This is a genomic window from Streptomyces colonosanans (assembly GCF_001866645.1).
Classification (GTDB): Bacteria; Actinomycetota; Actinomycetes; order Streptomycetales; family Streptomycetaceae; genus Streptomyces; species Streptomyces colonosanans.
On the sequence record NZ_MLYP01000109.1, the window covers coordinates 16,343 to 40,799 of the forward strand.

At 71.3% G+C, this 24,457-nt stretch carries 20 protein-coding genes and 2 pseudogenes; 10 read left to right on the forward strand and 12 right to left on the reverse strand.

The window, feature by feature from the left end; translation table 11 throughout:
• The first annotated feature begins 51 nt into the window (after positions 1 to 51).
• On the forward strand, positions 52 to 1,176 hold the full coding sequence (locus BIV24_RS29750) for an NADH:flavin oxidoreductase (RefSeq protein WP_071369573.1): 1,125 nt from the start codon (positions 52 to 54) through the stop codon (positions 1,174 to 1,176).
• 52 nt (positions 1,177 to 1,228) lie between these two features.
• Here BIV24_RS29750 and murQ read toward each other — a convergent pair whose 3' ends face one another.
• Both murQ and BIV24_RS29760 read right to left on the reverse strand, forming a co-directional pair.
• Positions 1,229 to 2,164, reverse strand: coding sequence for an N-acetylmuramic acid 6-phosphate etherase (gene murQ, locus BIV24_RS29755; protein WP_071369574.1), 936 nt, complete (start codon positions 2,162 to 2,164; stop codon positions 1,229 to 1,231).
• Positions 2,165 to 2,216: 52 nt separating this feature from the next.
• Positions 2,217 to 3,158, reverse strand: a complete 942-nt coding sequence (locus BIV24_RS29760; RefSeq protein ID WP_071369575.1) for a MurR/RpiR family transcriptional regulator — start codon at positions 3,156 to 3,158, stop codon at positions 2,217 to 2,219.
• A gap of 56 nt (positions 3,159 to 3,214) precedes the next feature.
• Between BIV24_RS29760 and BIV24_RS29765 the strand changes: the two genes are divergently transcribed.
• Positions 3,215 to 3,598 carry a hypothetical protein gene (locus BIV24_RS29765; RefSeq protein WP_071369576.1) on the forward strand — a complete coding sequence of 128 codons (384 nt, stop codon included), beginning with the start codon at positions 3,215 to 3,217 and terminating at the stop codon, positions 3,596 to 3,598.
• A gap of 69 nt (positions 3,599 to 3,667) precedes the next feature.
• On the opposite strand, the gene BIV24_RS29770 is transcribed toward BIV24_RS29765, so the two are convergent.
• The 3 genes from BIV24_RS29770 to BIV24_RS29780 form a co-directional block, all read right to left on the reverse strand.
• Positions 3,668 to 4,735, reverse strand: coding sequence for a GNAT family N-acetyltransferase (locus tag BIV24_RS29770; protein ID WP_107459803.1), 1,068 nt, complete (start codon positions 4,733 to 4,735; stop codon positions 3,668 to 3,670).
• A gap of 20 nt (positions 4,736 to 4,755) precedes the next feature.
• Positions 4,756 to 5,967, reverse strand: a complete 1,212-nt coding sequence (locus tag BIV24_RS29775) for a Cmx/CmrA family chloramphenicol efflux MFS transporter (protein ID WP_107459805.1) — start codon at positions 5,965 to 5,967, stop codon at positions 4,756 to 4,758.
• 69 nt (positions 5,968 to 6,036) lie between these two features.
• On the reverse strand, positions 6,037 to 6,681 hold the full coding sequence (locus tag BIV24_RS29780) for an HD domain-containing protein (protein ID WP_071369579.1): 645 nt from the start codon (positions 6,679 to 6,681) through the stop codon (positions 6,037 to 6,039).
• A 148-nt stretch (positions 6,682 to 6,829) separates the two neighbouring features.
• Between BIV24_RS29780 and BIV24_RS29785 the strand changes: the two genes are divergently transcribed.
• Both BIV24_RS29785 and BIV24_RS29790 read left to right on the forward strand, forming a co-directional pair.
• Entirely contained in the window at positions 6,830 to 7,519 is a 690-nt protein-coding gene (locus BIV24_RS29785; protein WP_071369580.1) for a copper homeostasis protein CutC, read from the forward strand.
• 206 nt (positions 7,520 to 7,725) lie between these two features.
• A complete protein-coding gene (locus tag BIV24_RS29790; protein ID WP_071369581.1) occupies positions 7,726 to 8,973 on the forward strand; it encodes a trypsin-like serine peptidase in 1,248 nt (415 codons plus the stop codon).
• Positions 8,974 to 9,046: 73 nt separating this feature from the next.
• Here BIV24_RS29790 and BIV24_RS29795 read toward each other — a convergent pair whose 3' ends face one another.
• The gene (locus BIV24_RS29795; RefSeq protein WP_245767001.1) at positions 9,047 to 11,011 is read right to left on the reverse strand and encodes a HelD family protein; all 1,965 of its coding nucleotides are present in this window, start codon (positions 11,009 to 11,011) and stop codon (positions 9,047 to 9,049) included.
• A 491-nt stretch (positions 11,012 to 11,502) separates the two neighbouring features.
• Between BIV24_RS29795 and BIV24_RS29800 the strand changes: the two genes are divergently transcribed.
• Complete coding sequence (locus BIV24_RS29800) at positions 11,503 to 11,682, forward strand: hypothetical protein (RefSeq protein WP_071369583.1); 180 nt, start codon at positions 11,503 to 11,505, stop codon at positions 11,680 to 11,682.
• 14 nt (positions 11,683 to 11,696) lie between these two features.
• Here BIV24_RS29800 and BIV24_RS29805 read toward each other — a convergent pair whose 3' ends face one another.
• Positions 11,697 to 13,340 (reverse strand): DNA repair helicase XPB, encoded by a 1,644-nt coding sequence (locus BIV24_RS29805; RefSeq protein ID WP_071369584.1) that lies wholly within the window; start codon positions 13,338 to 13,340, stop codon positions 11,697 to 11,699.
• 28 nt (positions 13,341 to 13,368) lie between these two features.
• Here BIV24_RS29805 and BIV24_RS34050 point away from each other — a divergent pair, with 28 nt between their 5' ends.
• Together BIV24_RS34050 and BIV24_RS29815 are read left to right on the forward strand one after the other, a co-directional pair.
• Positions 13,369 to 15,009, forward strand: coding sequence for a recombinase family protein (locus BIV24_RS34050; protein ID WP_177198872.1), 1,641 nt, complete (start codon positions 13,369 to 13,371; stop codon positions 15,007 to 15,009).
• 241 nt (positions 15,010 to 15,250) lie between these two features.
• Positions 15,251 to 15,814, forward strand: a complete 564-nt coding sequence (locus BIV24_RS29815) for a DinB family protein (RefSeq protein ID WP_071369586.1) — start codon at positions 15,251 to 15,253, stop codon at positions 15,812 to 15,814.
• 152 nt (positions 15,815 to 15,966) lie between these two features.
• Here the strand turns inward: BIV24_RS29815 and BIV24_RS29820 are convergent.
• From BIV24_RS29820 to BIV24_RS29835, 4 genes and pseudogenes are all read right to left on the reverse strand, one after another.
• Positions 15,967 to 16,311, reverse strand: a pseudogene (locus BIV24_RS29820) (ASCH domain-containing protein); the annotation flags it as partial.
• The gene (locus tag BIV24_RS29825) at positions 16,308 to 17,423 is read right to left on the reverse strand and encodes a hypothetical protein (RefSeq protein WP_071369587.1); all 1,116 of its coding nucleotides are present in this window, start codon (positions 17,421 to 17,423) and stop codon (positions 16,308 to 16,310) included. The gene BIV24_RS29825 and the pseudogene BIV24_RS29820, both read right to left, overlap by 4 nt.
• Positions 17,424 to 18,073: 650 nt before the next feature.
• On the reverse strand, positions 18,074 to 18,514 hold the full coding sequence (locus BIV24_RS29830; protein WP_079168646.1) for a hypothetical protein: 441 nt from the start codon (positions 18,512 to 18,514) through the stop codon (positions 18,074 to 18,076).
• 55 nt (positions 18,515 to 18,569) lie between these two features.
• The gene (locus BIV24_RS29835; RefSeq protein ID WP_071369588.1) at positions 18,570 to 19,802 is read right to left on the reverse strand and encodes a helix-turn-helix domain-containing protein; all 1,233 of its coding nucleotides are present in this window, start codon (positions 19,800 to 19,802) and stop codon (positions 18,570 to 18,572) included.
• Positions 19,803 to 20,093: 291 nt separating this feature from the next.
• On the opposite strand from BIV24_RS29835, the gene BIV24_RS29840 reads away from it, so the two are divergent.
• On the forward strand, positions 20,094 to 20,483 hold the full coding sequence (locus BIV24_RS29840) for a TIR domain-containing protein (protein WP_071369589.1): 390 nt from the start codon (positions 20,094 to 20,096) through the stop codon (positions 20,481 to 20,483).
• Between the two features lie 295 nt (positions 20,484 to 20,778).
• A complete protein-coding gene (locus BIV24_RS29845; protein ID WP_071369590.1) occupies positions 20,779 to 21,318 on the forward strand; it encodes a hypothetical protein in 540 nt (179 codons plus the stop codon).
• A gap of 36 nt (positions 21,319 to 21,354) precedes the next feature.
• Here the strand turns inward: BIV24_RS29845 and BIV24_RS29850 are convergent, their stop codons facing one another.
• Positions 21,355 to 23,925: a helicase-associated domain-containing protein gene (locus BIV24_RS29850; RefSeq protein WP_071369591.1), complete on the reverse strand. Its 2,571-nt coding sequence runs from the start codon at positions 23,923 to 23,925 to the stop codon at positions 21,355 to 21,357.
• 185 nt (positions 23,926 to 24,110) lie between these two features.
• On the opposite strand from BIV24_RS29850, the pseudogene BIV24_RS29855 reads away from it, so the two are divergent.
• A pseudogene (locus BIV24_RS29855) lies at positions 24,111 to 24,457 on the forward strand (hypothetical protein); the annotation flags it as partial.

Below are 24,457 nucleotides of genomic sequence, written 5' to 3' on the forward strand. Positions count from 1 at the left end.
CATGCATATGCATACACCCGGTGCGTCCCTACCTCGGCAAGGAGTTCCCACGTGACCGTCTCCGCCTCCCCGTCCCGCGCGGCCGAGATCCTCTCCCGCCCCGCCACGATCAACGGCCTGACCGTCCGGAACCGCATCGCGATGGCGCCCATGACCCGCCAGTTCTCGCCCGGCGGCGTCCCGGGCGAGGACGTCGCGTCGTACTACGCACGCCGCGCGGCCGCCGATGTGGGCCTGATCATCACCGAGGGCACGTACGTGGGCCACGCCTCGGCCGGTCAGAGCGACCGCATCCCGCGGTTCCACGGCGAGGAGCAGCTGGCGGGCTGGGCGAAGGTCGCAGAGGCGGTGCACGCGGCGGGCGGCGCGATCGTGCCGCAGCTGTGGCACATCGGCATGGTGCGCAACGCCGGTGACCCGCCGTACGTGGGCGCGCCGGCCGTCGGCCCGTCGGGCATCCGCCTCGACGGCACCGAGGGCGCGGGCCGGGCCATGACGCGGCAGGACCTCGACGATGTGATCGCGGCCTTCGCGGAGGCGGCCGGCGCGGCGGAGCGGGCCGGCTTCGACGGCGTGGAAGTGCACGGCGCGCACGGCTACCTGGTCGACCAGTTCCTGTGGGCGGGCACCAACCGGCGCACGGACGCGTACGGCGGCGACCCCGTGGCCCGTACAAAGTTCGCGGCGGAGATCGTGGCGGCCGTACGGGAGGCAGTCTCGCCCGAGTTCCCGGTCCTCTTCCGCTTCTCGCAGTGGAAGCAGGACGCCTACGACGCCCGGATCGCCGAGACTTCCGAGGAACTGGAGGCAGTCCTCACCCTGCTCGCCGCGGCCGGTGTGGACGCCTTCCACGCCTCCACGCGCCGCTACTGGCTGCCGGAGTTCGACGGCGCCGACCTCAACCTGGCGGGCTGGGCGAAGAAGCTCACGGGCAAGCCGACGCTCACGGTCGGCTCGGTGGGCCTGGACGGCGACTTCATCCGCGCCTTCATGGGCGAGGGCGCCGCGGTCAAGGGCATCGACAACCTCCTGGACCGGATGGAGTCGGAGGAGTTCGACATGGTCGCCGTCGGCCGCGCCCTGCTCCAGGATCCGCAGTGGGCGGCGAAGGTCCTCCAGGGGCGCTTCGACGAACTGAAGCCGTACGACGCGGCGGCGCTGCAGACGCTGAGCTGAGCCCTGCGGGCAGGGGCGGCGCCCTCACGGCACCGGGGCGCCGCCCTCCACGTCAGCCCGCCGCCCTCTCCAGTGCCGTGCGCAGATTCCCTCCGCTCCCCGCGAGGAGCCGCGCGGCCGAGGTGCCGTCCACGCCGCCCAGGATCGTCAGGATCGCGTTCTTGACCTCGCCGCCCGTCTCCGCCAGGGCGCGCTCGATCTCCTCGTTGGGCGCACCCGTCGCCAGCGCCACGATGCGGCGGGAGCGGGCGCGCAGCTTGTCGTTGGAGGCCCGGACGTCGACCATCAGGTTCCCGTACGTCTTGCCCAGGCGGATCATCGTGATCGTCGAGAGCATGTTCAGGACCAGCTTCTGCGCCGTGCCCGCCTTCAGGCGGGTCGAGCCGGTGACCAGTTCGGGGCCGGTCACGATCTCGATGCCGTGTTCGGCGGCCGCCGCGAGAGCGCTGTCCGCGTTGCAGGACAGGCCGACCGTGAGCGCGCCGAGCGAGCGGGCGTGCTCCACCGCGCCGACCGCGTACGGTGTGCGGCCCGAGGCCGAGATGCCGACCACCGTGTCACGGGCCGTCAGCTCCAGCGCGTCGAGGTCCCTCGCCGCCAGTTCCCCGGAGTCCTCCGCGCCCTCGACCGCCGTCACCATCGCGTCCGGGCCGCCCGCGATCAGGCCCATGACCTGGGCGGGGTCCGTGTTGAAGGTCGGCGGGCACTCGGAGGCGTCGAGGACGCCGAGCCGCCCGGCGGTGCCCGCGCCTGCGTAGACGAGCCGGCCGCCGCGGGCCATGCGCTCCGTGATGGCGTCGATCGCCGCGGCGATCTGCGGGAGCCGCGCGGCGACCGCGCCCGGTACGGTCGCGTCCTCGCCGTTCATGATCGTGGCGATCTCCAGTGTCGGCAGCCGGTCGATCTCGGCCAGCTCGGGACGGAACGCCTCGGTGGTCAGAGTCTCCAACTCGGTGCGGAGCTCACGGGGGTCGGACGTGGAGGTCATCGGGGGTCGCTCTTTCCGGTGCGGTGCTGCTCTGAGCAGGGGACGGGCACGGTCAGCGCTTTGCTCCGCCACGTGGGTGATGGCGGTGTGCGAGGGCCTCGTACGAGGCGGACAGTGCGGGCGCGGCGGTCTCGTAGGTCCGCTGTGCCACACCGATGAACAGGCAGTCCACGACGAGGAGTTGACTGGTACGGGACGACATCGCGGCCGGCCGCAGCTCGCTCTCGCGCGCCGTGGACGTGGTGAGGACGTGGTCGGCGTACTGCGTGACGGGCCCGTCGGGGCGGCCGGTGACGGCGACGGTCGTCGCACCGTGCTCGAACGCCGCGCGCAGCGGCTCGATGACGTCGCCGGTGGAGCCCGAGTGCGTGATCGCGATCGCCACGTCCTTGGCGCGCAGTTGCACGGCGTTGGTGACGGCGAGGTGGGGATCGCTGTGCGCATGGGCTATGAGCCCTATGCGCAGCAGCTTCTGTGCGAGGTCCTGGGCGACGAGCCCGGACGCCCCCACGCCGTACACGTCGATACGGCGGGCGGCGGCGAGCGCGGCCACCGCGGCGCCCAGCTGTACGGTGTCGAGCCCGGCCGCCGTGTCGGCGAGGGTCTGCTGTTCGTCGTGGGCGAGCTTGGCGACGACGTCCGCGAGGGAGTCGTCGACCGCGATGTCGGCGGTGACGGCCGGGGCGCTGCCGGACTGCTGCTGGGCGGCGAGGCCCGCGAGCGCGAGTCGCAGGTCCCGGTAGCCGGGGTAGCCGAGGAGACGGGCCGTGCGGACGACGGTGGCCTCGCTGGTGCCGGTCAGCTCGGCGAGCCCGGTGACGGTGAGTGCCGCGCACCCGGCCGGGTCCCCGGCGACGGCCTCGGCGACGCGGTGCATGGACCGGGTCATGGAGGGGGCGAGGGTCCGCACCTTGGCGGCGAGTGCGGCGGGGGCGGGGGGCATGCCGGGGCCCACCGGCGCCTGCCCGAAAATTTCCTTCACGTCCTGGGTCACATTGTGAAAGATATTTTCGAGTGGGACGTGTGGTCAAGAGTGCGCACAATGGGGACATGGATCCCATCAACCCCCTGGAGCAGGCCCTGCACGCGGCCCGCGCGCGCGTGCTCGCCGATCTGGTCACGGGAGAGGTCGCCGAGGCGGACGTCGTCTCGCTCGTCGAGGACTCCGTCGTACAGAGGCGCTGGTGGGTGGAGCAATGGCCCGCGGGTGCGGACTACGTGGCGGGGCTGGTCGCGCAGGACGTCCAGGACGCGTTGCTGGAGCGGTACGGACGCTGGCCGCTGTGCCCGGTCTGCCCCTCCGGCGGCCCGCACGCCCTCGACGTCGAGCCGGAACTCGGGCCCGACCCGTACTGGGTGTGCCACAAGGCCGGGGTGAAGGTCGCGGCGGTGGGGTCGCTGGGGCGGGCGACGGGCGGGATGCCCTCGTCGTGACGACCCGGGCGGTGAAGGCCCGGGGGTCACGCATCGGTCCGCGCGGGTGCAACGGGAACGCCCCGGGGCTCAGCCCTTCAGCGCGTACGCGTAGGTCTCCTCGTCCTCGCCCACCCGGGTGAACCCGGCCCGTGAGACCACGCCTTGCGAGGGGGTGTTCGTCCGGTCGACGGTGGCCGTGAGGGTGCTGACGCCGTCCTTGGCCAGTGCCCATGCGGTGAGCGCGCGCAGCGACTCGGTCGCGTAGCCGTGGCCGCGGGCGCCTTCCACCAGGTCGTAGCCGACCTCCGCCTTCCCCTCCTCGTCCGGGGCGCCGTGGAAGCCCATGGCCCCGACCGCGCGGCCGTCCTCGGAGCGTACGAGCACGAACACGCCCCACTCCGGGCGGTGCACCCCGGCCTGGTACGCCTTCACCAGCATTCCGGCGGCGTCCCGCGTGCCCTCGAAGGGGCCGCCGTCGAGCCACTCGAAGCCACCGGTGCCGCCCCCGGCCAGATCGGCGGCGGCCGCCGGGGTGACGCCCTCCAGGGTGAGACGTTCGGTGGGGATCACCACGTTGTTGCTCCAGCGCCATTCGGTCACCGGTGCGCGTCCGGGCAGGTCGCCGCGGCCCGTGGCCCACAGGAGCGTGCGCCAGTGGTCGGGGCCGGGCCGCACCTGCGGGAAGATCCGGGTCAGGACGTCCTCGCACAGCTCGGCGGCCGGCTCGTAGGCGAGGCCCAGTCCCTCGGCGATGTCGTGCGTGTGCAGCAGCACCTCGACGATGCCCATCGCGGCGAACCCCTCCCGGTTCGCGCTGCGGAAGGGGTACGGGTGGAAGGCGCGCGCCTGACGGGGCGCGGTGGCGACGGCGGCGGCGAGCAGCGCCCCCGTCGTCTCGATCACCTGCAGGGCGCCCCGGTTGTCGGTGCCCTCGTCGAACGTGATCTCGAAGGGGACGTACGCGTCCTGCGCCCGCCCGGCCAACTGCCCCGCGTACGCGATGAGATCGCCCGCGATGTGCTCGGCGGTCCGGCGGCAGCTCCACTCCAGCCGCCCGGCCCGCACCTTGTCCCAGTCCTGGTCCACCGCCGTCCGCAGCACGGACACGCAGCCCGCGACGGCCTCTTCCACCCGTTCCCCACCTATGCTTCGCATGCCGGTGAGAATAGGGGCTGTCAGGCCTCGCTCCGTACCGGGTTTTCCACTGCGGCCGCCGCCCCGGCCACGACCTTGGACGCCTGTCCGCGCCGCTGCAGCCGCAGGGAGAGGGCCACCGCGCCCATGCCGGTCGCGGTGATCGCCGCTCCCGCCCATGCCGTCGAGGAGAAGCCCAGGCCCGCGTCGATGACCGCGCCGCCGAGCCAGGGGCCGCCGGCGTTGCCGAGGTTGAAGGCCGCGGTGGTGGTGGCGCCGGCCAGGGTGGGGGCGGCACCGGCCACGTTGAAGAGGCGGGCGTTGAGGGCCGGCGCGGTGTAGAAGGAGGAGACGCCGAGAAGGAAGGCGAGGATGACGGCCGCGGTGGCGTACTGCCCGAGGAGGGCGAGCGTGACCAGCAGGACCGTCGAGGCGCCGGTGCCGGAGAGCAGGACGCCGAAGAGGTGCGCGTCGGCGACGCGCCCGCCGATCGTCGTACCGACGATTGCGCCGACCCCGAACAGGGCGAGCACGGTGGGCACCCAGCCGGAGTCGAGTCCGGTCACGTCCGTGAGCAGCGGGGCGAGATAGCTGAAGGTGCAGAAGACCCCGCCGGCGGCGAGCATCACGACGGCGATGGCGAGCCAGACCTGGGGATCGCGGTAGATGGTCACCTCCTGCCGGAGGCGGGGCTTCTCATCGGGCAGCGGGATGCGCGGGATGAGGGTGGCGACACCGGCGAGGGCGACGGCCGAGGACGCCGCGACGGCCCAGAACGCGGACCGCCAGCCGAGGTGTTCGCCGAGGAAGGCCCCGGCGGGGACGCCAAGCACGTTCGCGATGGACAGCCCGCCGATCATCACGGCGAGCGCACGGGCCCGGGCGCCGACGGGCGCCATCGCCACGGCGACGGAGGCACCGACCGCCCAGAACCCCGCACAGGCCAGCGCGCTGACGACGCGGGACGCGAACAGCACGGCGTACGACGGCGCGAGCGCACCGGCGACCTGCCCGAGCCCGAACAGCGCGATCAGCGAGACGAGCGTCGTACGCCGGGGCAGCCGCAGGGTGGCCACCGCGAGCAGCGGCGCCCCGACGACCATCCCGATCGCGAACGCGGAGATCAGCAGCCCGGCGCGGGGGATCGAGACACCCATGTCCTCGGCGATGGGCGGCAGCAGCCCGGAGAGCATGAACTCGCTGGTACCGAGTGCGAAGACGGAGAGTCCGAGGACGTAGACGGCCAGGGGCATGCGGGGGCGTGCGGCGGTTGCGGGCATGTCCATGGGCAACACCGACCGGTGTGCCGGCATTCCCGCGTTTCAGGCGCCCAGCCGCGTCAGCTCGGTGCGGAGGTTGCGGCGGGCCGGCTCCTCCCACTCCCGTTCCCCATACGGCGTCCGGAACAGCCGTGGCAGGCGGAGGAGCTGACGTAGGAGGGCCGCGCGGGCCGCGCCGAACGCGTCGTCGGGGACGAAGCCGTACTCCTCGCGGATCGCCGCCGTGTACGCCGCGTACGTCTCGGCGGGTGCCGCCAGGATCGCCAGGTCGGCGTCGCACAGGACCGCGCCGTTGGCGTCGCCGGGCTCGGGCGCGTGTGTGCCGGTGAGCCGGACCAGCCGGGCGACCTCGGCCGTCGTGGCCTGCGGCACCCCGGCCTCGGGGAGCGCCCGCTCGGCGAGACGGGCCGAGCGCTCCTCGTTCTCCGAGCGCTCCGGCAGGTGGACCGCGTCGTGGAACCAGGCGGCGAGGCGTACCGCGTCGGGGTCGTCGGCGCACTCGGCGAGCGCGTCGATGTGGTCCAGGACGGCCGCCAGGTGGTCGGTCGTGTGGTAGCGGCGCTGCGGCTCCGACCAGCGGCGCAGCAGATTGTCGGCGTAGGGGGCGGGGTCGGGTCCCGCCGCGCCCTGCCGCGCCGCCGACAGGGTCCGCAGCCAGCGGGTACGCAACGCGTCGAGGTCGGCCATGCGGGCATTCTTCCGTGGGGACCGAACAACTTCGGCTGCGGAGCCGTCGACGGTCCCCGGTTCAATCGTCCCGGCACCTTCGCCGTCGTACCCTTGGATTGGACTAGACCTGTAGTAGCGCCAGGGGAACACCGACGGAAGGGGTCCTATGAGCACGCGTGCAGTCCTGGAGGTGATCGCCCTCGACGCCGAGGACGCGGTCGCCGCCCAGGCCGGAGGTGCGGACCGCCTCGAGCTGGTCGCCGACATGGCCGCCGACGGGCTCACCCCCGCGGTGGAGACCTTCGCCGCGATCCGCACCGCCGTCGGCATCCCGCTGCGCGTGATGCTCCGTCTGCGGGACGGGTTCGCGGCCGGTGACATCGAGGCGCTCGTACGCACCGCGCGTGAGCTGCGCGCGGCCGGCGCCGACGAGTTCGTGCTCGGGTTCCTCGGTGCGGACGGCGGGCCCGACCTCGGCGCCGTGGAGCGGCTGGTCGCGGAGCTGGACGGCTGCCGCTGGACCTTCCACCGCGCGATCGACCGCGCCGCCGATCGCGACGCCCTGCGCAAGCGGCTCGCCGATCTTCCGGGCCTGGACACCTACCTGACGGCGGGCTCGCGGCACGGCGTGGACGACGGCCTGCCCACCCTCGCCGCCGAGGCGGCCCGGCGCGGCGAGCCCGGCTACACCCAGCAGCTCCTGGTCGGCGGCGGCCTCCGTCTCGACCATGTCCCCCGGCTGCGCGCGGCCGGTGTCGACGCCTTCCATATCGGCGGCGCGGCCCGCCCTCACGGCTGGACCGCTCCGGTCTCACCGGAGGCGGTACGCCAGTGGCGCACGGCCGTCGACGGCTGACCGGCCCGGGTGGCTCTTGCGGTGTGCGGCCGGTCGCCGTTGGCGCCGTTTGCGATGTGACGGCATGTCACGGATTCATATCCGACAGGTAGTTGTTGTGTGCTGACCGTCCCCCGCTGATCACCGTGCGTCCTCCGGCGTGCATAGTAGGGAACTCCGGCCAAGCCGGGGCATGACAAGAATCAGCCACAGGGGGACCAAGCTCCATGCCATTCATACGCCGCCGCGGTGTCGCGGCCGCTGCCGCCGTGATCGCGGCGGTCATGGTGACCGCCACGGCCTGCGACAGCAAGACGAAGGACGAGAGCAAGGCATCGGCCTCGTCGTCGGCCCAGGCGGACCAGGGTGATCCGGGCGTCGACACCGGGCAGGACGGGGGCGGGAACACGCTCGGCGGCTTCAAGCTGCCGGACGGCATCCCCACCGAGCTCAACGGTGACGCACTGCAGAAGTGGAAGGACGGCGGCTGGCAGGACTTCGGCAACTGGAAGTCCAAGGCCGAGGAGTTCGCGAACCCGTACATCAAGGACTTCTGGACCCCGGAGCGGGTCGCGAAGGCCGAGGCGAGCATTCCCGGGGTCGCCACGGCGAGCAGCACCAGCACCGGCGGTGGCAGAACGACGTACATGTACGCCCCTGACGGCGCGGTGAAGCGGAAGGCGGCCACACGGGTCGCGACGACGTACCACCACTACGCGGCGCCGGTCGGCAAGCTGTTCTTCACCACCCCGCAGGGCGGCTCGGAGTGCTCCGCCACGGTCGTCGCCGACCCGGCGCACCCCGGCAAGTCCAACCTGGTGTGGACGGCCGGCCACTGCGTGCACGCGGGCAAGGGCGGTGGCTGGTACCGCAACATCGCCTTCGTGCCGTCGTTCGACAACACCGGCCGGTACAACAGGCAGCAGGCGTCGCAGAACGTCCGCTCCACCGCGGTCTCCCCGTACGGCATCTGGTGGGCCGACTGGGCCACGACGTCGGGTGACTGGATCAAGGGCGGCGCCCACCAGGGCACGGTGGCCAGCGCCTACGACTACGCCGTGCTCCATGTGCGGCCGGAGAAGGGGCGCAAGTCCCTTCAGGAGATGACCGGTTCGGCGCTCCCGGTGTGGTTCAACGCCCCCGCGGCCAACAAGATCAAAGACATGAAGGTCCGCGGCTACCCTGCCGAGGCCCCGTACGACGGCTCGAAGATGTACGACTGCCGTGGCGCGACCAAGCGTGCGGTGCTCGGTTACAGCTACCCGAGCAACTACCCGGCGCAGTACATGATCGGCTGCACGATGAACGGCGGCGCCTCGGGCGGCCCGTGGTTCATGACGCACAACGGCCGTACGTACCTGGTGTCGAACAACTCCCTGAGTGACCGCAGGACCTACATCACCGGACCGCGGCTGGGCGCCAACGCCAAGCAGGTGTACCTGGCGACCAGCAACAAGTTCAAGAAGTCCGGCTGATCTCCGCGTCCGCCGTCTCCTCGCGGCCCCCGGTGCCCTCGTCCCGTCGGCACCGGGGGCCGTGTCGTGCGGGTCAGCCCAGCTGGGGCGGCAGGGGTGCCGCGTGGGTGACGATCAGGCCCGAGACCGCACGGGTCAGGGCCACGTACAGGCGGCGCAGGCCCGTCCGTTCGTCCGGTTCGCCGTCGACGACGGCCTGCGGCTCGTCGAGGACCACGTAGTCGTACTCCAGACCCTTGGCGAGTGACGCCGGGACCAGGGTCAGCCGGGTCTCCCGCGTGGTCTCCTCACCGGGGGCGAGATGGCCGATGCCCGCCGCGGCGAGCGCCGCGGCGAGCGCGGGGATGCGGGCGTCGGCGGCGATCAGGCCGGTCGAGCCCTCCCGCAGCAGCAACTCCTCGCAGGCGGTGATGACATCGCGGTCCGCCGTGGTCGCCCGCACCTCGAAGAACCCCGGGTTCTCACGCACCGACGCGACCGGTGTCAGGCCCGGCGCGATGTGCGGCAGCAGCCTGGAGGCGTACGTGATCACGTCCGTCGGCACGCGGAAACCGGCCGTCAGCTCCTCGACCATCGCGTCCGCCTTCCCGAGATGGGCGAGCGCGTCCTGCCAACTTTGCGTCGCCCAGGGCGTGGTGCCCTGCGCGAGGTCGCCCAGCACGGTCGCCGAACCGGTCGTGCAGCGGCGGCCGACGGCCCGGTACTGCATCGGTGAGAGGTCCTGCGCCTCGTCGAGGACGACGTGCCCGAGCGAGTGCGTGCGCTGGACGAGATCGGTCGCCTCGTCGATCAGCACGGCGTCCGCGGCCGACCACTTGGCGGACTTCACCGACCGCACCGGCTTCGCCCAGAGGATCTCCTTCTGCTCGTCCCCGTCGAGGATCCCGTCCGCGTGCTCGGCGAGGAAGTCGGCGTCGGTGAGCAGCCGCAGGACCAGTTTGGCGGGGTCGACGGGCGGCCAGATCGCCTTGACCGCCGCCTTCACGGCCGAGTTGCGGGCGACGGCGTCCTGAACGCGGTCGTCCGGCGCCTCTCCGGACCGCTCCATCTGGACCAGCACGGCGTGCGCGATCCGCTGGGGAAGGGCCTCGCGGGCGGCGCCGTAGCGGATGTCCCGGTCGAGCAACTCCCTGACAGTATCGTCCAGTTCGTATGCGGGCACCCGCCAGCGCCGCGAGCCGCGCACCACCACGACCGGCTCGGTGGGCGGCGTGACATGCGAGCGGACGGCCCTGCGCAGGACCTCCGCCATGCGTGCGTCGCCCTTGACGACGGCGGCGGCCGCGGTGTCGCTCCCGCGCACCTCGACGTGCGCGACGAGGTCGTCGACCGTCGCCTGCTTGACCTCCAGCTCGCCGAGGGCGGGCAGCACCTGCTCGATGTAGTGCAGGAAGGACTTGTTGGGGCCGATGACGAGGGTGCCGGTGCGGGCGAGCCGCTCGCGGTGGGCGTAGAGGAGGTACGCGACCCGGTGCAGGCCCACCGCGGTCTTCCCCGTCCCCGGGCCTCCCTGCACGCAGACGGTGCCGGACAGCCCGCTGCGGACGATCTCGTCCTGCTCGGGCTGGATGGTGGCGACGATGTCGCGCATCGGGCCGACGCGCGGGCGCTCGATCTCCTGCTGGAGCAGCTTGCTGGTGGTCGCCGCCTCGGCGGGGTCCGAGAGGTGCTCGTCCTCGTACGCGGTGAGGTCGCCGCCGGTGTAGCCGAAGCGGCGGCGCAGCGCGACGTCCATCGGGTCCTTCTTCGAGGCCCGGTAGAACGGCTGGGAGACGGGCGCGCGCCAGTCGATCACCATCGGGTCGCCGTCCGCGTCGTGGACGTGCCGCCGCCCGATGTAGAAGTGCTCGCCCTCCGCGCCCTCCGCCCGGTCGGCGCCGGGAGCGTGCAGGTAGTCGAGGCGGCCGAAGAAGAGGGGGGTGTGGCTGAGGTCGGCGAGTGCCTTGATGCGGTCGTCGATCTGGCGGGCGAGGACCTCGGCGTTGACCCAGTTCGCGGTGACGTCGCTGATGTCGAGGTTCTCCACGTCCTCACGCATCGCGCGCAGCGCGGCCCGGGAGGCGGTGAGATGGGAGCGCTCGCGCGAGAGGGGACCGGGGTCGGACGGGGCGGACGGCGTGGACACGGAAAGGTGCCTCCGGGGCGGTGGGTCCCCTTGTTCGAACGAAGCCGGGAACGCGGGGGAGGCGGGCCGGTCGGGGCGCGTACGCGCTGGGCCGGCTGCCGCGGTGACGGGTGGCGGTCTTGGCCGTCCGGTTTCCGTCCGGACGACGGCTCTCCGTGAAGGGAGGCGGGCAAGGGAGGAATTGTAATGACGGACGGATGCGGTGGCCAACGGATTTCTGGGCGGTCTCGGGCCCCGGACCGGTGGTACGGACCCCGCGCTCTCAGGGGCGTCACCCCAGGTGCCCTAGGGGATGACGTCCCTCCGGAGTACGAGACGTGTGTGACCGGAGAAGGACGAGGACGCCGCGCAGGTTACGCCCTTGGTCCGACGCCATCCGGGTCAGGTGGTTCCACCATGGAGACATGAGTGCAGCAACCATCCCGTCGGCCCCGTTGCCTGGTGCGACCGTCCTCGACGGCACACACCACCGCCACCGCCTCGGTGACGCCCTGCGCGCCGTCAAGGTGTTCGCGGGCGCCGCGGTCGACGTGCTTCTCCTCGGTGAGTACAGCGAGGAGACGGGCGTCCGCCGCCCCCGGTAGCGGCCCTGCGGTGCTCAGGTCTCCTCGGCCAGCAGTTCGTCCGCGTCCATGATCCGGTACGCGTACCCCTGTTCCGCCAGGAAGCGCTGGCGGTGGGCGGCGAAGTCCTGGTCGATGGTGTCGCGCGCCACGACCGAGTAGAAGTGCGCCTGATGCCCGTCGGCCTTGGGCCGCAGTACCCGCCCCAGCCGCTGGGCCTCCTCCTGCCGCGACCCGAACGTCCCCGACACCTGGATGGCGACGGTCGCCTCCGGCAGGTCGATGGAGAAGTTCGCCACCTTGGAGACGACGAGCACGCTGATCTCGCCCTCGCGGAAGGCGTCGAAGAGCTTCTCGCGCTGGGCGTTGGAGGTCTCGCCCTTGATGACGGGCGCGCCCAGGTGCTCACCCAGCTCGTCCAGCTGGTCGATGTACTGCCCGATGACGAGGATCTGCTGCCCGGCGAAGCGCCGCACCAGCGCCTCGGTCACCTTCCGCTTGGTGTCGGTGGTGGCGCAGAACCGGTACTTCTCCTCGGTCTCGGCGGTGGCGTACGCGAGCCGCTCGGAGGCGGTGAGGTTCACCCGCACCTCCACGCAGTCGGCGGGCGCGATGTACCCCTGGGCCTCGATCTCCTTCCAGGGCGCGTCGAACCGCTTGGGGCCGATGAGGGAGAACACGTCCGACTCGCGGCCGTCCTCGCGCACCAGGGTCGCCGTCAGCCCGAGCCGCCGGCGCGCCTGCAGGTCCGCCGTGAACTTGAAGACGGGCGCAGGCAGCAGGTGCACCTCGTCGTAGACGATGAGCCCCCAGTCGCGGGAGTCGAACAGCTCCAGGTGCGGATAGACACCCTTCCGCTTGGTGGTGAGCACCTGGTAGGTGGCGATGGTGACCGGGCGGATCTCCTTGCGTGTGCCGGAGTACTCGCCGATCTCGTCCTCGGTGAGCGACGTGCGCTTGACCAGCTCGTGCTTCCACTGCCGGGCGGAGACGGTGTTGGTGACGAGGATGAGGGTGGTGGCCTTGGCCTGGGCCATGGAGCCCGCGCCGACGAGCGTCTTGCCCGCACCACAGGGCAGGACGACGACCCCGCTGCCGCCGTGCCAGAAGTTCTCCACGGCCTGCTTCTGGTAGGCCCGCAGGGCCCAGCCGTCCTCGCGCAGCTCGATGGGGTGCGCCTCGCCGTCGACGTACCCGGCCAGGTCCTCGGCGGGCCAGCCCAGCTTGAGCAGCGTCTGCTTGATCTGCCCACGCTCGGAGGGATGGACGGCGACGCTGTCCTGGTCGATCCGGGCCCCGACCAGCGGGGCGATCCGCTTGGACCGCAGCACCTCTTCGAGGACGGGCCGGTCGGTGCTGGTGAGCACCAGCCCGTGGGCGGGGTGCTTGGTGAGGGTCAGCCGCCCGTAGCGGTCCATGGTCTCGGCGATGTCGACGAGCAGCGCGTGCGGCACCGGGTACCGGCTGTACTGCACGAGCGCGTCCACGACCTGCTCGGCGTCGTGCCCGGCCGCTCGTGCGTTCCACAGCCCGAGCGGGGTCACCCGATAGGTGTGGATGTGCTCCGGCGCCCGCTCCAGCTCGGCGAACGGCGCGATGGCCCGACGGCAGTCGTCGGCCTGCTCGTGGTCCACTTCGAGCAGCAGGGTCTTGTCCGACTGGACGATTAGGCAGGACACGCATACCTCCGCGGATAGGATTGTCACCGTGACAGACGCCACACCTGCCACGGCTCGGGCCATGCCCCGTGCCCGCCGCCGGAAGGGCGTACCGGCCGACGCGCCGGGGATGCGCGCCGCTATCTATGTTCGCCTATCGCGTGAAACGGACGAGACGACTTCTCCTGAGCGCCAGAGAGCGGCGTGCGAGGCGCTGTGTGAGGCACGTGGCTGGGACGTCATAGCTGTCGAGGAAGACATCGATGTCTCCGGCTTCTCGCGGGGCCTCGACCGGCCGGGTCTGCAACGCATTCTGACCAGGCTCGCCGAGCTGGACGTGATCGTGTTCTTCAAGATCGACCGGCTCGCACGCTCGACGGTCGACTTCGCGGAGATCATGCGACTCGCGGAGCACCAGGGCGTCGCGCTCGCGTCGGCTACGGAGCCGCTCGACCTCACGTCGTCCATGGGGCGAGCCATGGCGAAGGTCATCGCGGTCTTTGCGGAGCTGGAATCCGACACCATCGGCATGCGGGTGTCCAGCGCGCATGAGCACCTGCGCCGCGAGGGTCGCTACACCGGCGGTCGGGTCCCGTACGGGTACATGGTCGTCCTCAATCCCACCGGGGCGGGCAAGGTCCTCGCGGTCAACGAGGACGAGGCCAAGACGATCAGGAAGATCGTGGAACGGGTCCTGGCCAAGGACTCCCTCATGCAGATCATCAACGACCTCAACAAGGAGGGCGTCCCGTCGCCCGGCCACACCTCACGCCAGACCACGGGCAAGCGCAGCGACTCCAAGCAGTGGTACACGACGACGCTGCGCAGTCTGCTGGGCAATCCCCAGTTGCTCGGCCAGGTCATCGAGGACGGAAAGCCGATCCTGCGGACGGACGGTCTGCCGCTGGTCAACCGCCCGCCGATCCTCGACACGGACACCTGGCAGGCGCTCCAGGGTGAGTTGGAGCGCCGGGCCAATCCCGGCGAGAAGCGCCGGGAGGGGACGTCGCTGCTGCGCGGCATCATGCACTGCGGAGTCTGCGGCGAGCGCATGTACACCTTCAGCGGGCGCAACGGTCAGCTTCGGTACCGGTGCATCGGCCCCCTGAAGTACCGCCAGCGGGCGGCCAAGGGGGAGGAGAAGCCGGGCGTGAAGTGCTACGGGCCGACCGTGGCAGGGGTGACCACCGAGGAGCACGTCACCGAGCAGTTCCTCACGAAGTACGGGCACCTCTCCGTGATGCGGATGGTCCAGGAGGCGGGCGAGGATTTCCGCCCGCAGATCAGGCAGGCCGAGGAAGCGTTGGCCGATCTGCAAAAGGATCGCTACGACCGGGGCCTGTTCAGGGGCGACGACGGAGCGATCCGGTACGCGGAGCAGTACGCCAAGCTGGAAGAGCGACTGGCGACGCTGAAGGAGAGGCAGCGAACGGCGAAGCCGGGCGGCGTGAAGGCGGAGCCGACCGGAGAGACGCACGCCGAGCAGTGGAAGCGCTCGGACGTGGCCGGTAAGCGAGATTTGCTGTTGAACGCGGGCGGCTACGTGGAGGTGGCGCCCGCGCGGCGTGGCGGCAAGAAGCTGGACACGTCGCGTCTGTCGGTGCACTTCGGCGAAGAGGGGCACATGCGGCGGGCGGCAGCCGCGAAGGAGAGCGAACAGGAGACCGAGGCGGCTGACAGCCAGGGCTGACGCCGACGTCACCGGACACACGCAGCGGCGCCCCCACCTGACGGACGAGGTGGGGGCGCCGCTGTGTGTGTTCAGGGAGTCTTCGCCATCTTCGAACATGCAGGTCGGAGGCTCTGGCGTGGGGCTCGCTCGGGACACTCATGCTGATCTCGGGCGGGAGTCTGCGATCTTGATCATCCGTCATATCATCGGTCGAGGCTGTCACCCGCAGCCAGGTCTCCGTTGTCTGTAGTGTGCGGAAATGACAAGAAGCGAGCGGCTCGCGGAGCAGTTGGACTGGCACTGGCGCACCAACCTGCGGCCACGGCTGGCGGGTCTTACCGATGAGGAGTACTTCTGGGAGCCGGTGCGCGGCTGCTGGAGCGTCCGCCCGCGTGGCACGTCGGCCGCACCGATGTCGGAGGGTTCGGGGGAGTGGACGATGGACTTTGCGTCCCCTGGCCCGGTGCCGGCGCCGGTGACCACGATTGCCTGGCGGCTGGCGCACATCATTGTCTCGTGCCTGGGCTATCGGGTCGGATGGTACTTCGGCGGCCAGGACGTCGACTCCGAGACATTCGCCTACGCGGGGACCGCTGACGAGGCGCTGAAACAGCTCGATGAGATGTACGGGAGATGGAACGAGGGGGTCCGCTCGCTCTCGGACGCTGACCTGGAGAATCCACCCCCGGTGGGTCCCGAGCGGTTTCCCATGGAGAACAGGGTCCTGCACGTCAATAGGGAGCTGATCCATCACGGCGCTGAGATTTCCCTGCTGCGGGACCTCTACCGCTGGCAGGACGGAGCCGTACCGCGCCGAATATGACCTTTCGGTAACCGGCGATCGAGCTTCGGGAGCCACGTGGACTCCGTGACGCTCCTGCGAGCTTCAGGTGGCGTGCTGGTCGGGGTTGTGCCAGGGCCCGATGACCTTGATAGAGGGGCGGCAATACGACAGCGCGACACCATTTGCGGCAGCTCGATTTCGATGGCGAGCGCGCCGAGCGCTTCCTTCTCCGCCGGGTAGATATCGCGGATGTTGGCGAGCTGTTGCTCGCGGGAGGAGGCCGGATTGACGTTCAACGGGCCTTCCCCGTCCAGCAGTTCCTCGAACGACTTGTACTCCGTGACCCGTTTCACCAGGACGTCACACGTCTCGTCGGTGCCCTTGATGCGGAAGCGGATGCTGTCTCCAGCGGCCAGGTCTTCGAGGTGGGGATACTTCACCCGCACCTCGATCGTCTTCTGACCAGCGGCGACGAGTTCGAAGTACCGGCGGTAGAGGTTCAGTTCGCGGACGCGTGCGGCGGCAGTCTCCGTCATGGGGCGGGAACGCTCCTTGCTGTTGCAGCGGACATGAGCCGGCCGAGTTCACCGGCCGAGTACGAGCGGAAGAAATGGCGTGGGTCGGCGAGTAGCACGTCGGTCAGACCGAGAAGGCGATCGACGTGCTCTGCCGGCGAGCCGGGCCGCTCGCGGGTGTCGTGCGTCCTCGGGGCCGCGCCGTCGGGCAAGGGCGCGCGCCCCTCGCGGATGAGGGACTTGGACAGCTTCGCGCCCGTGTCCGTGACGACCTGGGGGCAGGAGAGGCGGGCGGTCATCTGTCCGCGTGTGAGGCCCACGGCCTGTAGGGCGCCGTCGACGAGAAGGCACCCAGGCATCCAGTCGCCGCCCTTGGCCATGACGTACAGCGTGCCTTGCGCTCCAACGATCGCCAGTTCCTTGACGAGGTTCCGGTACAGCGTGGCGAGGTCGAGGTACCCACCGGTCGCGGGTTCGATGACGACCTCGTATTCGCCGTGGTGCAGGCACACAGCCGCGATGGTTGCCCGTTCGAAGCCGTCGTCACGGACGCGGGTGCGCTCGGCGTACTTCTCGGCCCATCCGCATCCCGGGCGCGGGCAGGGAACGCGAACGTGTGGCACGTCGGACGACGGAGACAGGTGCCAGCGTGCGGCGTCCAGGCGGGGCAGCAGGCGCAGCCAGGTACGGCGGAAGTGCTCGCCTGCCTGCTGCTGGCTGTAGGTCTCGACGGAGTACGGCACGTCCAGGCGCTCGGACAGCGCGGTGAACAGCGGGTGGTACAGCTTGTCGACCTGGTCAGCGATGCCCATCTCGCTCAGGGCGTGCGCGTAGGCCCGTTGGTAGCGGTGACCGGTCTCCTTGTCGGTCACGATGGCGTACGGGGCGTTGTCGAGTGCGCCGAACTGGACTTCAGCCGGTACACCGAACCTGTCCCGGATCCGGGCCGCCGTGGCGAACGTGAGCGACTGAACCAGCGACGTGCCGACGTGCGATGCTCCGTTGATCTGCGTTCCCACCACGAACACGATGCGCTCCGGAGCCACCTGGGCGATGTGCGGCCTCAGCAGGTCCTCAGCATTCGTCAGCGCGTTGGCGAGCACGGTGTTCGGCGATACGGGATAGATGGTCACCGCGTCTTCCCCTCGGTAGATGGGCAGGACAGCGCCGCAGAGCGGCGGGTGTGCGTTCAGCGGTTCAGCTGCGATTGGGTGGTGGACCCGCCCCCGCGCCGGGGGGAACCGGAAAAGACGCGGGGGCAGGAGTCATCGGGTCGGACGACGCCCGCGGGGACGTCGGTGACGGCCCGCCCTCACCGAGGGGTGGGGTAGCCCCCCGGCCAGGGCAGGATGCTGCGGAAGGCGAGGCCGGCGAGTCGGCAACGGGTACACGCGGAGGCAGTACCGAGCGTCGTGGTCCGTCACGGTGAACACGAAGACGCGGCCTGCGGCGAGGGCTCGAAGGGCTTGCTCGTACGCCGGATCGCTGTCCGCCCACGCTCGCAACTCGACATCAGGGCGCGGGACTTCCGGGCCCGCAAGGATGAGCATCGCGTCACGGAGGCCCAGGGCCCCGACGTCCGGGGACAGCAGCCGCGCGAAACGGTGCGCGGACGCTCTCAGCCACCGTGCCGCAAGGCGTGGGGAAAGACCGCGATAGGTGGCGAGCAGGACTTCGCGGGAGCCGCTGAGGTCGTGGGCAGTGGCTTCACACCGGAATGCGACGGGCGGTCGCACAAAGGCACGTGCAGAGGTCGGTGGGGCGATCATCAGCACGTCCGGGCTCACCGCCGACGATCCTGGGCCGATTCCCTCGCCTTGATCATGCGGCCGAGCTGGTTGTAGTACAGCTCGACTTGCGCAGGGGTGAGGACGAGCAACGACTCACAGACGCCGCCGTCCTCGTAGTGGACGGTTACCGCCATGGCGGCTTGCTGCGCACGCGGGTCGTACACGGCGTCGCGCTTCACGGGCGTGACGTGCGTGACCGGAACCGGCACGGGGCGGAGGGTGCTTCCGTCGGACCTTGCGCGCCAGTCCGCGCCACCGCCAGGCGGACGGAGTTGGTACGACGCCGAGTTGTCGCTGGGCAGGGCGACGACGACCCCGATGGTCCCCGCCTTGGCCAGATCGATGGCGAGGTCGCCAAGGCTGGGATGGAAGGGGCTGCCTGCGCTCAAAGCGGTCTGGGACGCGGGAAGTTGCTGCGAGGTTCGATCGGCCATGCCCCGAAGCTAGGTGGGTGCTCGGGGCCCAATATGAATCACAGGAATACGTCCATCAGCCGTCGAGGTGGAAGCGGTCTGACATGCGGCGCAGCTTCTCCCGAGTGCTTGCCCGTTCGGCATACACGATGCTGCGCAGGGTTGACCGGGCGATGGGGTGATTGCGAACGAGTTGGGGCGCGATCTCCTCAGCCTTCTCCAGTTCCTTCAGCGCCTTGTCGCGGTTCCCATCCCACAGCCACGCGCGGGCAAGGTCCATGTGGTGGTGACCCTGACGGGAGTTGGGAAGCGACTCGATCAACTCCTTGCTCGTGCGCCGGTTTATCGAGAGCGCCTCACGTTGCTGATGCATCTCCAAGGCGACGCTGATCGCGTGGATCTGCACGTTGCCCGGCGAGAAGGTCAGACTGTGGCGGTCGTAGATCGGAGGGCCGGCGGCCTCAGCCATCCGCTTGGCCGCGCTCCGTGCATGCTTGATCCGATCCTTCGCTTCGGCCTTACGGCCACCCCGCGCCGCCGAGACTGCCGCGCGCAGTTGCAGTGACCCCCACGCCCGCACGGCCAACGGCTCACCGCGGTCGTAGTCCCGCTGCACGCTGCGAATCGCCTTGTCGGACAGGGCAACAGAGTCGTCCCAGTCCGCCGTGGCCCACATGTCCCACACGCGCATCCAATCGGCGACGGCAGGCATCACCGGGTCGCCGGACAGCCGCGCAGACCATGCGGCCCGTTCGCACGCCATGGCGACCAGTTCCGGGTGTCCAAGGGCGTGCGCGGCGGTGTGCGCGAACTTGCAGCACACCGCGTAGATGGCGTACGCCTCTTCCTGCTCGTGGCCCGTGGCGACTTCGGCCAGGGCGCGCGCCTCACGGAACAGGTCGGGGAGCACCTGCACGATCGCCACGTTCGCAGCAGCGTCGCGAAGGCGGCGCAGGCGGGTGGTTTCCTGCCACAGTTGACCGGCTGGGCGGGGAGTTCCGTCGAAGACGGGAGCGAGGTCGTAACGGCGCAGCTCACGCATGATCGCGGCGGCAGACACCTGCCACTGGTTCTCGGCCGGGGTGGTGCTGTTGTACGGACGCCCGATCAGGTCGTTCGGGTGTACGTGCAGTTCCGAGGCGAGCAGGTTGAGCAGGCCGACGCGGTCGAGTTCGATGTGCCCGCGTTCCATCTTGGACACCCAGCCCTGTGTCTTGCCCAGGGCGGCAGCGAGGTCGGCTTGCGTCATGCCGAGGCGGAGCCGTGCGCGACGTGCGCGACGGCCGATCTCTTCGGCTTCTTCCAGCATCAGCGCGCCCCCCTAGGGGTGAGGCGCTGGCAGTCCAGCGGGCGGCGAGGCATCGTGCTCCATCCATCAGGGCTTCTGTCTTGACGGTACCCAGGCCGCGTGGCGCATGTGCAGTGGTACAGGTCAGGAAGTCCGTCTCATGCTTGTACGGTACCGGCGGTGCAAGGCGGCGGAGGGGGAGAAGGGCCTTCCCTCGTGAAGGTGGGCACGTCGTTCGTCACGAAACGATCTTGAGCACCCTCGTTCTCGTCTCCGCAGGCGCCCCTTGAACCGCATCACCAGGAGGAACCAGTGTCATATCCGCATCTGCTCACCCCCGAGGAGAAGCTCGCCGACGCGAAGAAGCTGTTGAGCCTCCCGCGTATCGTCGTGATCTGCGGCTCCACCCGGTTCATGACCGAGATGAACGAGGCCGATCTGCGGGAGACCAAAGCCGGAAAGATCGTCGTCAAACCGGGCTTTGACATGAAGTCGCCGCATGAACTTTGGTCCGATCCCGTCGAGGTCGAGGCGCTGAAGGTTCGACTCGGCGATCTGCACCGGGCGAAGATCCGGCTCGCTGATGAGGTGCTCGTAGTCGGCGACTACATCGGAGACAGCACCCGAGCCGAAATCGCCTACGCCCGGTCGCTGGGCAAGCCCGTGCGGTTCACGCACCCCGAAGTCGACCCTGACGCCTGACCGCCCGCTGCCACCTCGACAACCAAGGCCAGCAGCCCGCCGCCTGACGGTCTCGCGGTGGCTTCGGCCGCCGCCCACCCCACAGCTCGGATCTATCCGCTAGTGTGTGCATCGCGCCTGATCGTTTGGACGATCAGCGGTCCGTTCACCTACCCACTTTCCTTCCGTACGGCCAAATCTCCGGTGTGCCCTATCAGCGGATGATCACGGGGGGCGCTGCAACCATGTGCCTGCGACGCCGGGTCTTGACGGGCGGGTGCGGCGCGGGGGCGCCGCCCGGGGAGGAGTTCGGGCGATGCGGGTACGCAGGTGGTGGTTCGGGCTGGGAGCCGTGGCGGTGCTGGTGGCGACGGGGGCGTGGGTGGTGTGGCCGGCGGGCGTCGACGGGTACCTGTGGAGCGAGGTGCGTCCGGTGATCGAGGCCCGGCTGGTGGCTGACGCGAAGGGCAGCGGGTACGGGGAGACGGAACCCGCTCTCCGGGCTCGGTGGTTCTGCGGGGCGAAGGCACGGGACCTCGACGAGAAGGACGGCGTCGTACGGGCGGGCGTGACCACGTTGTGCGTGGAGTACGGCGTGCGGAACGGCGCGCTCGTGGAGTGCTCCGGCGTCGACGTCCCGCAGGTGGTGCGCCTGAAGCGGGATGCGGACGGCGCCTATCGCGTGGTGTCCCGGGAGGAGGCGCCGGACGGCGAGGGGTACGGGAAGTGGGTGGAGGACCACTTCAGCTTCTTCGCCGAGCCCGGCCCGGCGGACTCTGTGTCGTCCGCTGGCCTGGAGGCCGCCGCCCGTGACCACTTCGGCCTGCCCGCGGACGCTCCCGTCGGCGACTGCTGACCGGACGCCTCAGGCCGTGCCCGGTGGGCCGGGGCCCTAGTCCTCCGCCAGCTCCGCCACCCCCGTCACCCGGTGCAGTGCATACGTGCGGACCTCGTCCGCCGTGTGGTCGTAGGCCGTGACGAAGCCTCCCTCGACCCGGACGGGCGCGATGAGGCGTTGGGTGGCGGCCCCCTCGGCGTTGACGTAGCCGATCCAGACGGAGCCGCCGGTGAGGACCGCGGCCTGCATGGTGGCCAGGGTCTCGGCGGAGGTGGTGCGGGGGAGGTCGCTGCTCTCGGCGGGTGCTCCGCCGGTCTTGTGGGGGGTCGTGGAGGCCAGGTCGCCGGCGCGGATGGCGCGGAGGGCCGCCGTGAGGAGTGCGGTGTCCGGGGCCGGGGGCCCGTCCGGGACCGGCGTCGGCGGAGTACGCGGCGGGGTGCGGTGGGCGTGCGCGCGGGCGATCAGGACGTCGCCCTCGGCGGACTCCGCGGCCGGGGCGAACCCCAGCGCCCGCAGTCCGTCCAGGAGCGTCGCCGGGTCGGTCTGGGCCGCCACGACCGTTGGGGCCAGCCGTCGCAGACGCAGGGAGGCCGCGCGCTTGTCGGCAAGGATCTCGTTCAGCAGGGCGTCGTCGTCGCAGCGCACATACGCCGAGGCCGCCCCGACGCGCAGATGCCCGTGCCTGCGGGCCACGTCGTCGATCAGATAGGTGAGCGGCTGCGGAACCGGGGTGCGGGAGTGCGTGGCGAGGAACGCGTGCAGGTCCGAGGCCGAACGGCCCGCGTCCAGGGCGCGGCGCACGGACGCGGGTGTGAAGCGGTAGACCGTCGCACCGCCCTTCGACTCGACGTCCGCGAGCACGCCGAGCACCTCGGCCAGCGGGCGCTCCAGCGGGCCGGGGGCCACCGCCGTCAGGTCCGCCTGGAGCAGCACATGGTCCAGGGGCTCGGGGAGCAGCGGGGCGAGGAGGTGTGCGGCGCGGGAGGCGGCCGCCGTCCGCTCCGCGGCGGTGACGGGTTCGCCGTGGACGGGCCGGTGGTGCTGCCGGTGCACGGGGAGCTTGTCGCCCGGTCCGGTCGGGGCCGGCGGGTGGTCCGGGAGCTCGCCGAGCAGGGCGCGGCCGTGCGTGGACAGGGCGCCGCGGCCCGTGACGCCCAACGCCTCGGCCTCGGACAGAGTCCACCCGGCGAGGCGAGTCCGCAGATCGTCGGCCGTCGGCCGGTCACCGCGCGAGGGGCGCTCCCAGCTCAGACGGGACAGGAGCGAGTCGGTGGTGGCCGAGACACCCTCGGGCAGACCGGCGAGCAGGGTCAGGACGCGATGGCGGACCTCCGGCGCGGCCGAGCGGTCGAGGCCGGGGCCGAGCGCGGAGAGCGTACGGTCCTTGGCGTCCCGGCCGCCGACCAGGCCCGGGGTGCGGGTCGCCGTGAGCCAGGCAGTGGCGAGGCAAGTCCACTGCTCGGTGGCGGGCAGGTCCCGCCACTCGTCGTACGCGGGGGTCGCCGCGTACCGCTCGTCGGCCTCGCTGTCCGACGCCAACAGGCCTGCCGCGTAGGCCAGTTCGACCCAGAAGGTGGCGGCGGGCTCGGACAGGTCGAGCGCCACGGCCGTCCGTTTGAGGTCGCGCACGCTCAGGCCGCCCGCGCGCAGCACCAGCGGACCGCCCTCGTCCCAGTCCTTGAGCAGCTCCTCGATCGTCGCGAGCGCCGTGTACGCCTGGGCGGCAGCCGTCGCGTCCACCACCTGTGGACGGTGCGTCGCACCGGTCTCCACGGGCGGCGGGAGCGGCTCTGTGTGGCGGTGCGCGCGGCCGGAGCGCAGATGCAGGGCGACCTCGCGGGGGAGTACGACCGTGCCCGGCGCCGTCGGCAGCAGCAGGCCCCGGTCGAGGAGCCAGCGCAGGCGCGGGGCGGGGTCCGGGGTGACCTGGCCGTACGGCGGGCCCCACACCAGCCGGGACAGTACGTCGAGGGATTCGGCGGGGGCCGTCGCAAGGAGCGCGGAGATGCGGGCGCGGTCGGTGAACAGGGCGGTGAGCGAGGCCACGGCGGACACGGCGTCGTGGGTGGTGGGCAGCCCGGTGGCGGTCAGGATCTCCTGGATCCGGCCGGGGGACATTCCCGCGGTGGCCTCGGCGACGGTGGGGCCGAGGCCGGTGGGCGAAGGGTGCTGCGGGGAGGGGGCGAGCAGTTCGCGGGCCTGGCGGACGAGACGGAGGCGCTCGTCGGTGCCCCAGACGAGGGCCTGTTCACGGAGGGCGCCCAGGGTGTGGGGGAGGGCCTCGGTGACGACGGGGTCGGCCTGCTGGCCGCCGTCGCCGGCCAGCAGGCCGAGGAGTTCGTCGTACGACGCCGGGTCCGCGGCCACGGCCAGGGCCTGCGCGGTCTGCAGGGCGAACCGGTCGAGGCGCTCCAGCGCGCGGACGACGCTCGCACGGGTGGCGGCGCGGGCGGCGAGCTGGGCGAGGTCGGTGGGGACGGGCGTGATGAGGTCCGGGCGGGCACGGAGGAGGGCCGACAGGGAGGCGTCGTCCCGCGCGCGCAGGGACTCGGCCAGCGAGCGGGGGGCCGTGGTGCCGCCGCCGGTGGCCGGGGGTTCCTTGCGCGAGCGCTCCTCGGGGGTCATCCGGTCAACGGTAGCGGGTGAGGCGGGACGGTGCGGGGGGCGGCGCCGTTCGGCACGGTCCGAGCCCGCGCGGCGTGCGAGGAGGAGGCCGCCGGTGCCGACACGGGGGTCTGAGGCCGGAGCCCCCGGGGGCGGCGTGCCCGGGATACGGTACGGGTGAACGCGGCGTACCCCGGAGGGACTTCGTGGGGATCGAGAGCGACCAGCTGGTCTTCGACTATCTGAGCAGGGTCGGAGACGTGGCCCAGCAGCGCCAGCTGCCGTCGGGCGCGCGCATGCGGCTCGTCTCCGGGCTGCGCCACGAGATCGACCGGAGCCGGGCGCAGTCCCCGGCCGACAACCCGGCCGCCGTGCGCCGCATCCTCGCCCGCCTCGGCACTCCCGACGAAGTCGTGGCCGCCGCGTCCGCCGACGCTCCCGGCGGCTCCCCGGGCAGCTTCACCGCGGACGTACCCGCCCAGCGCACGGGCGCGGCGGACGACCGCCCCAAGGGCCTGCGCCGCGTCGTACCCCGTCCCCGCCCCGCCGAGCC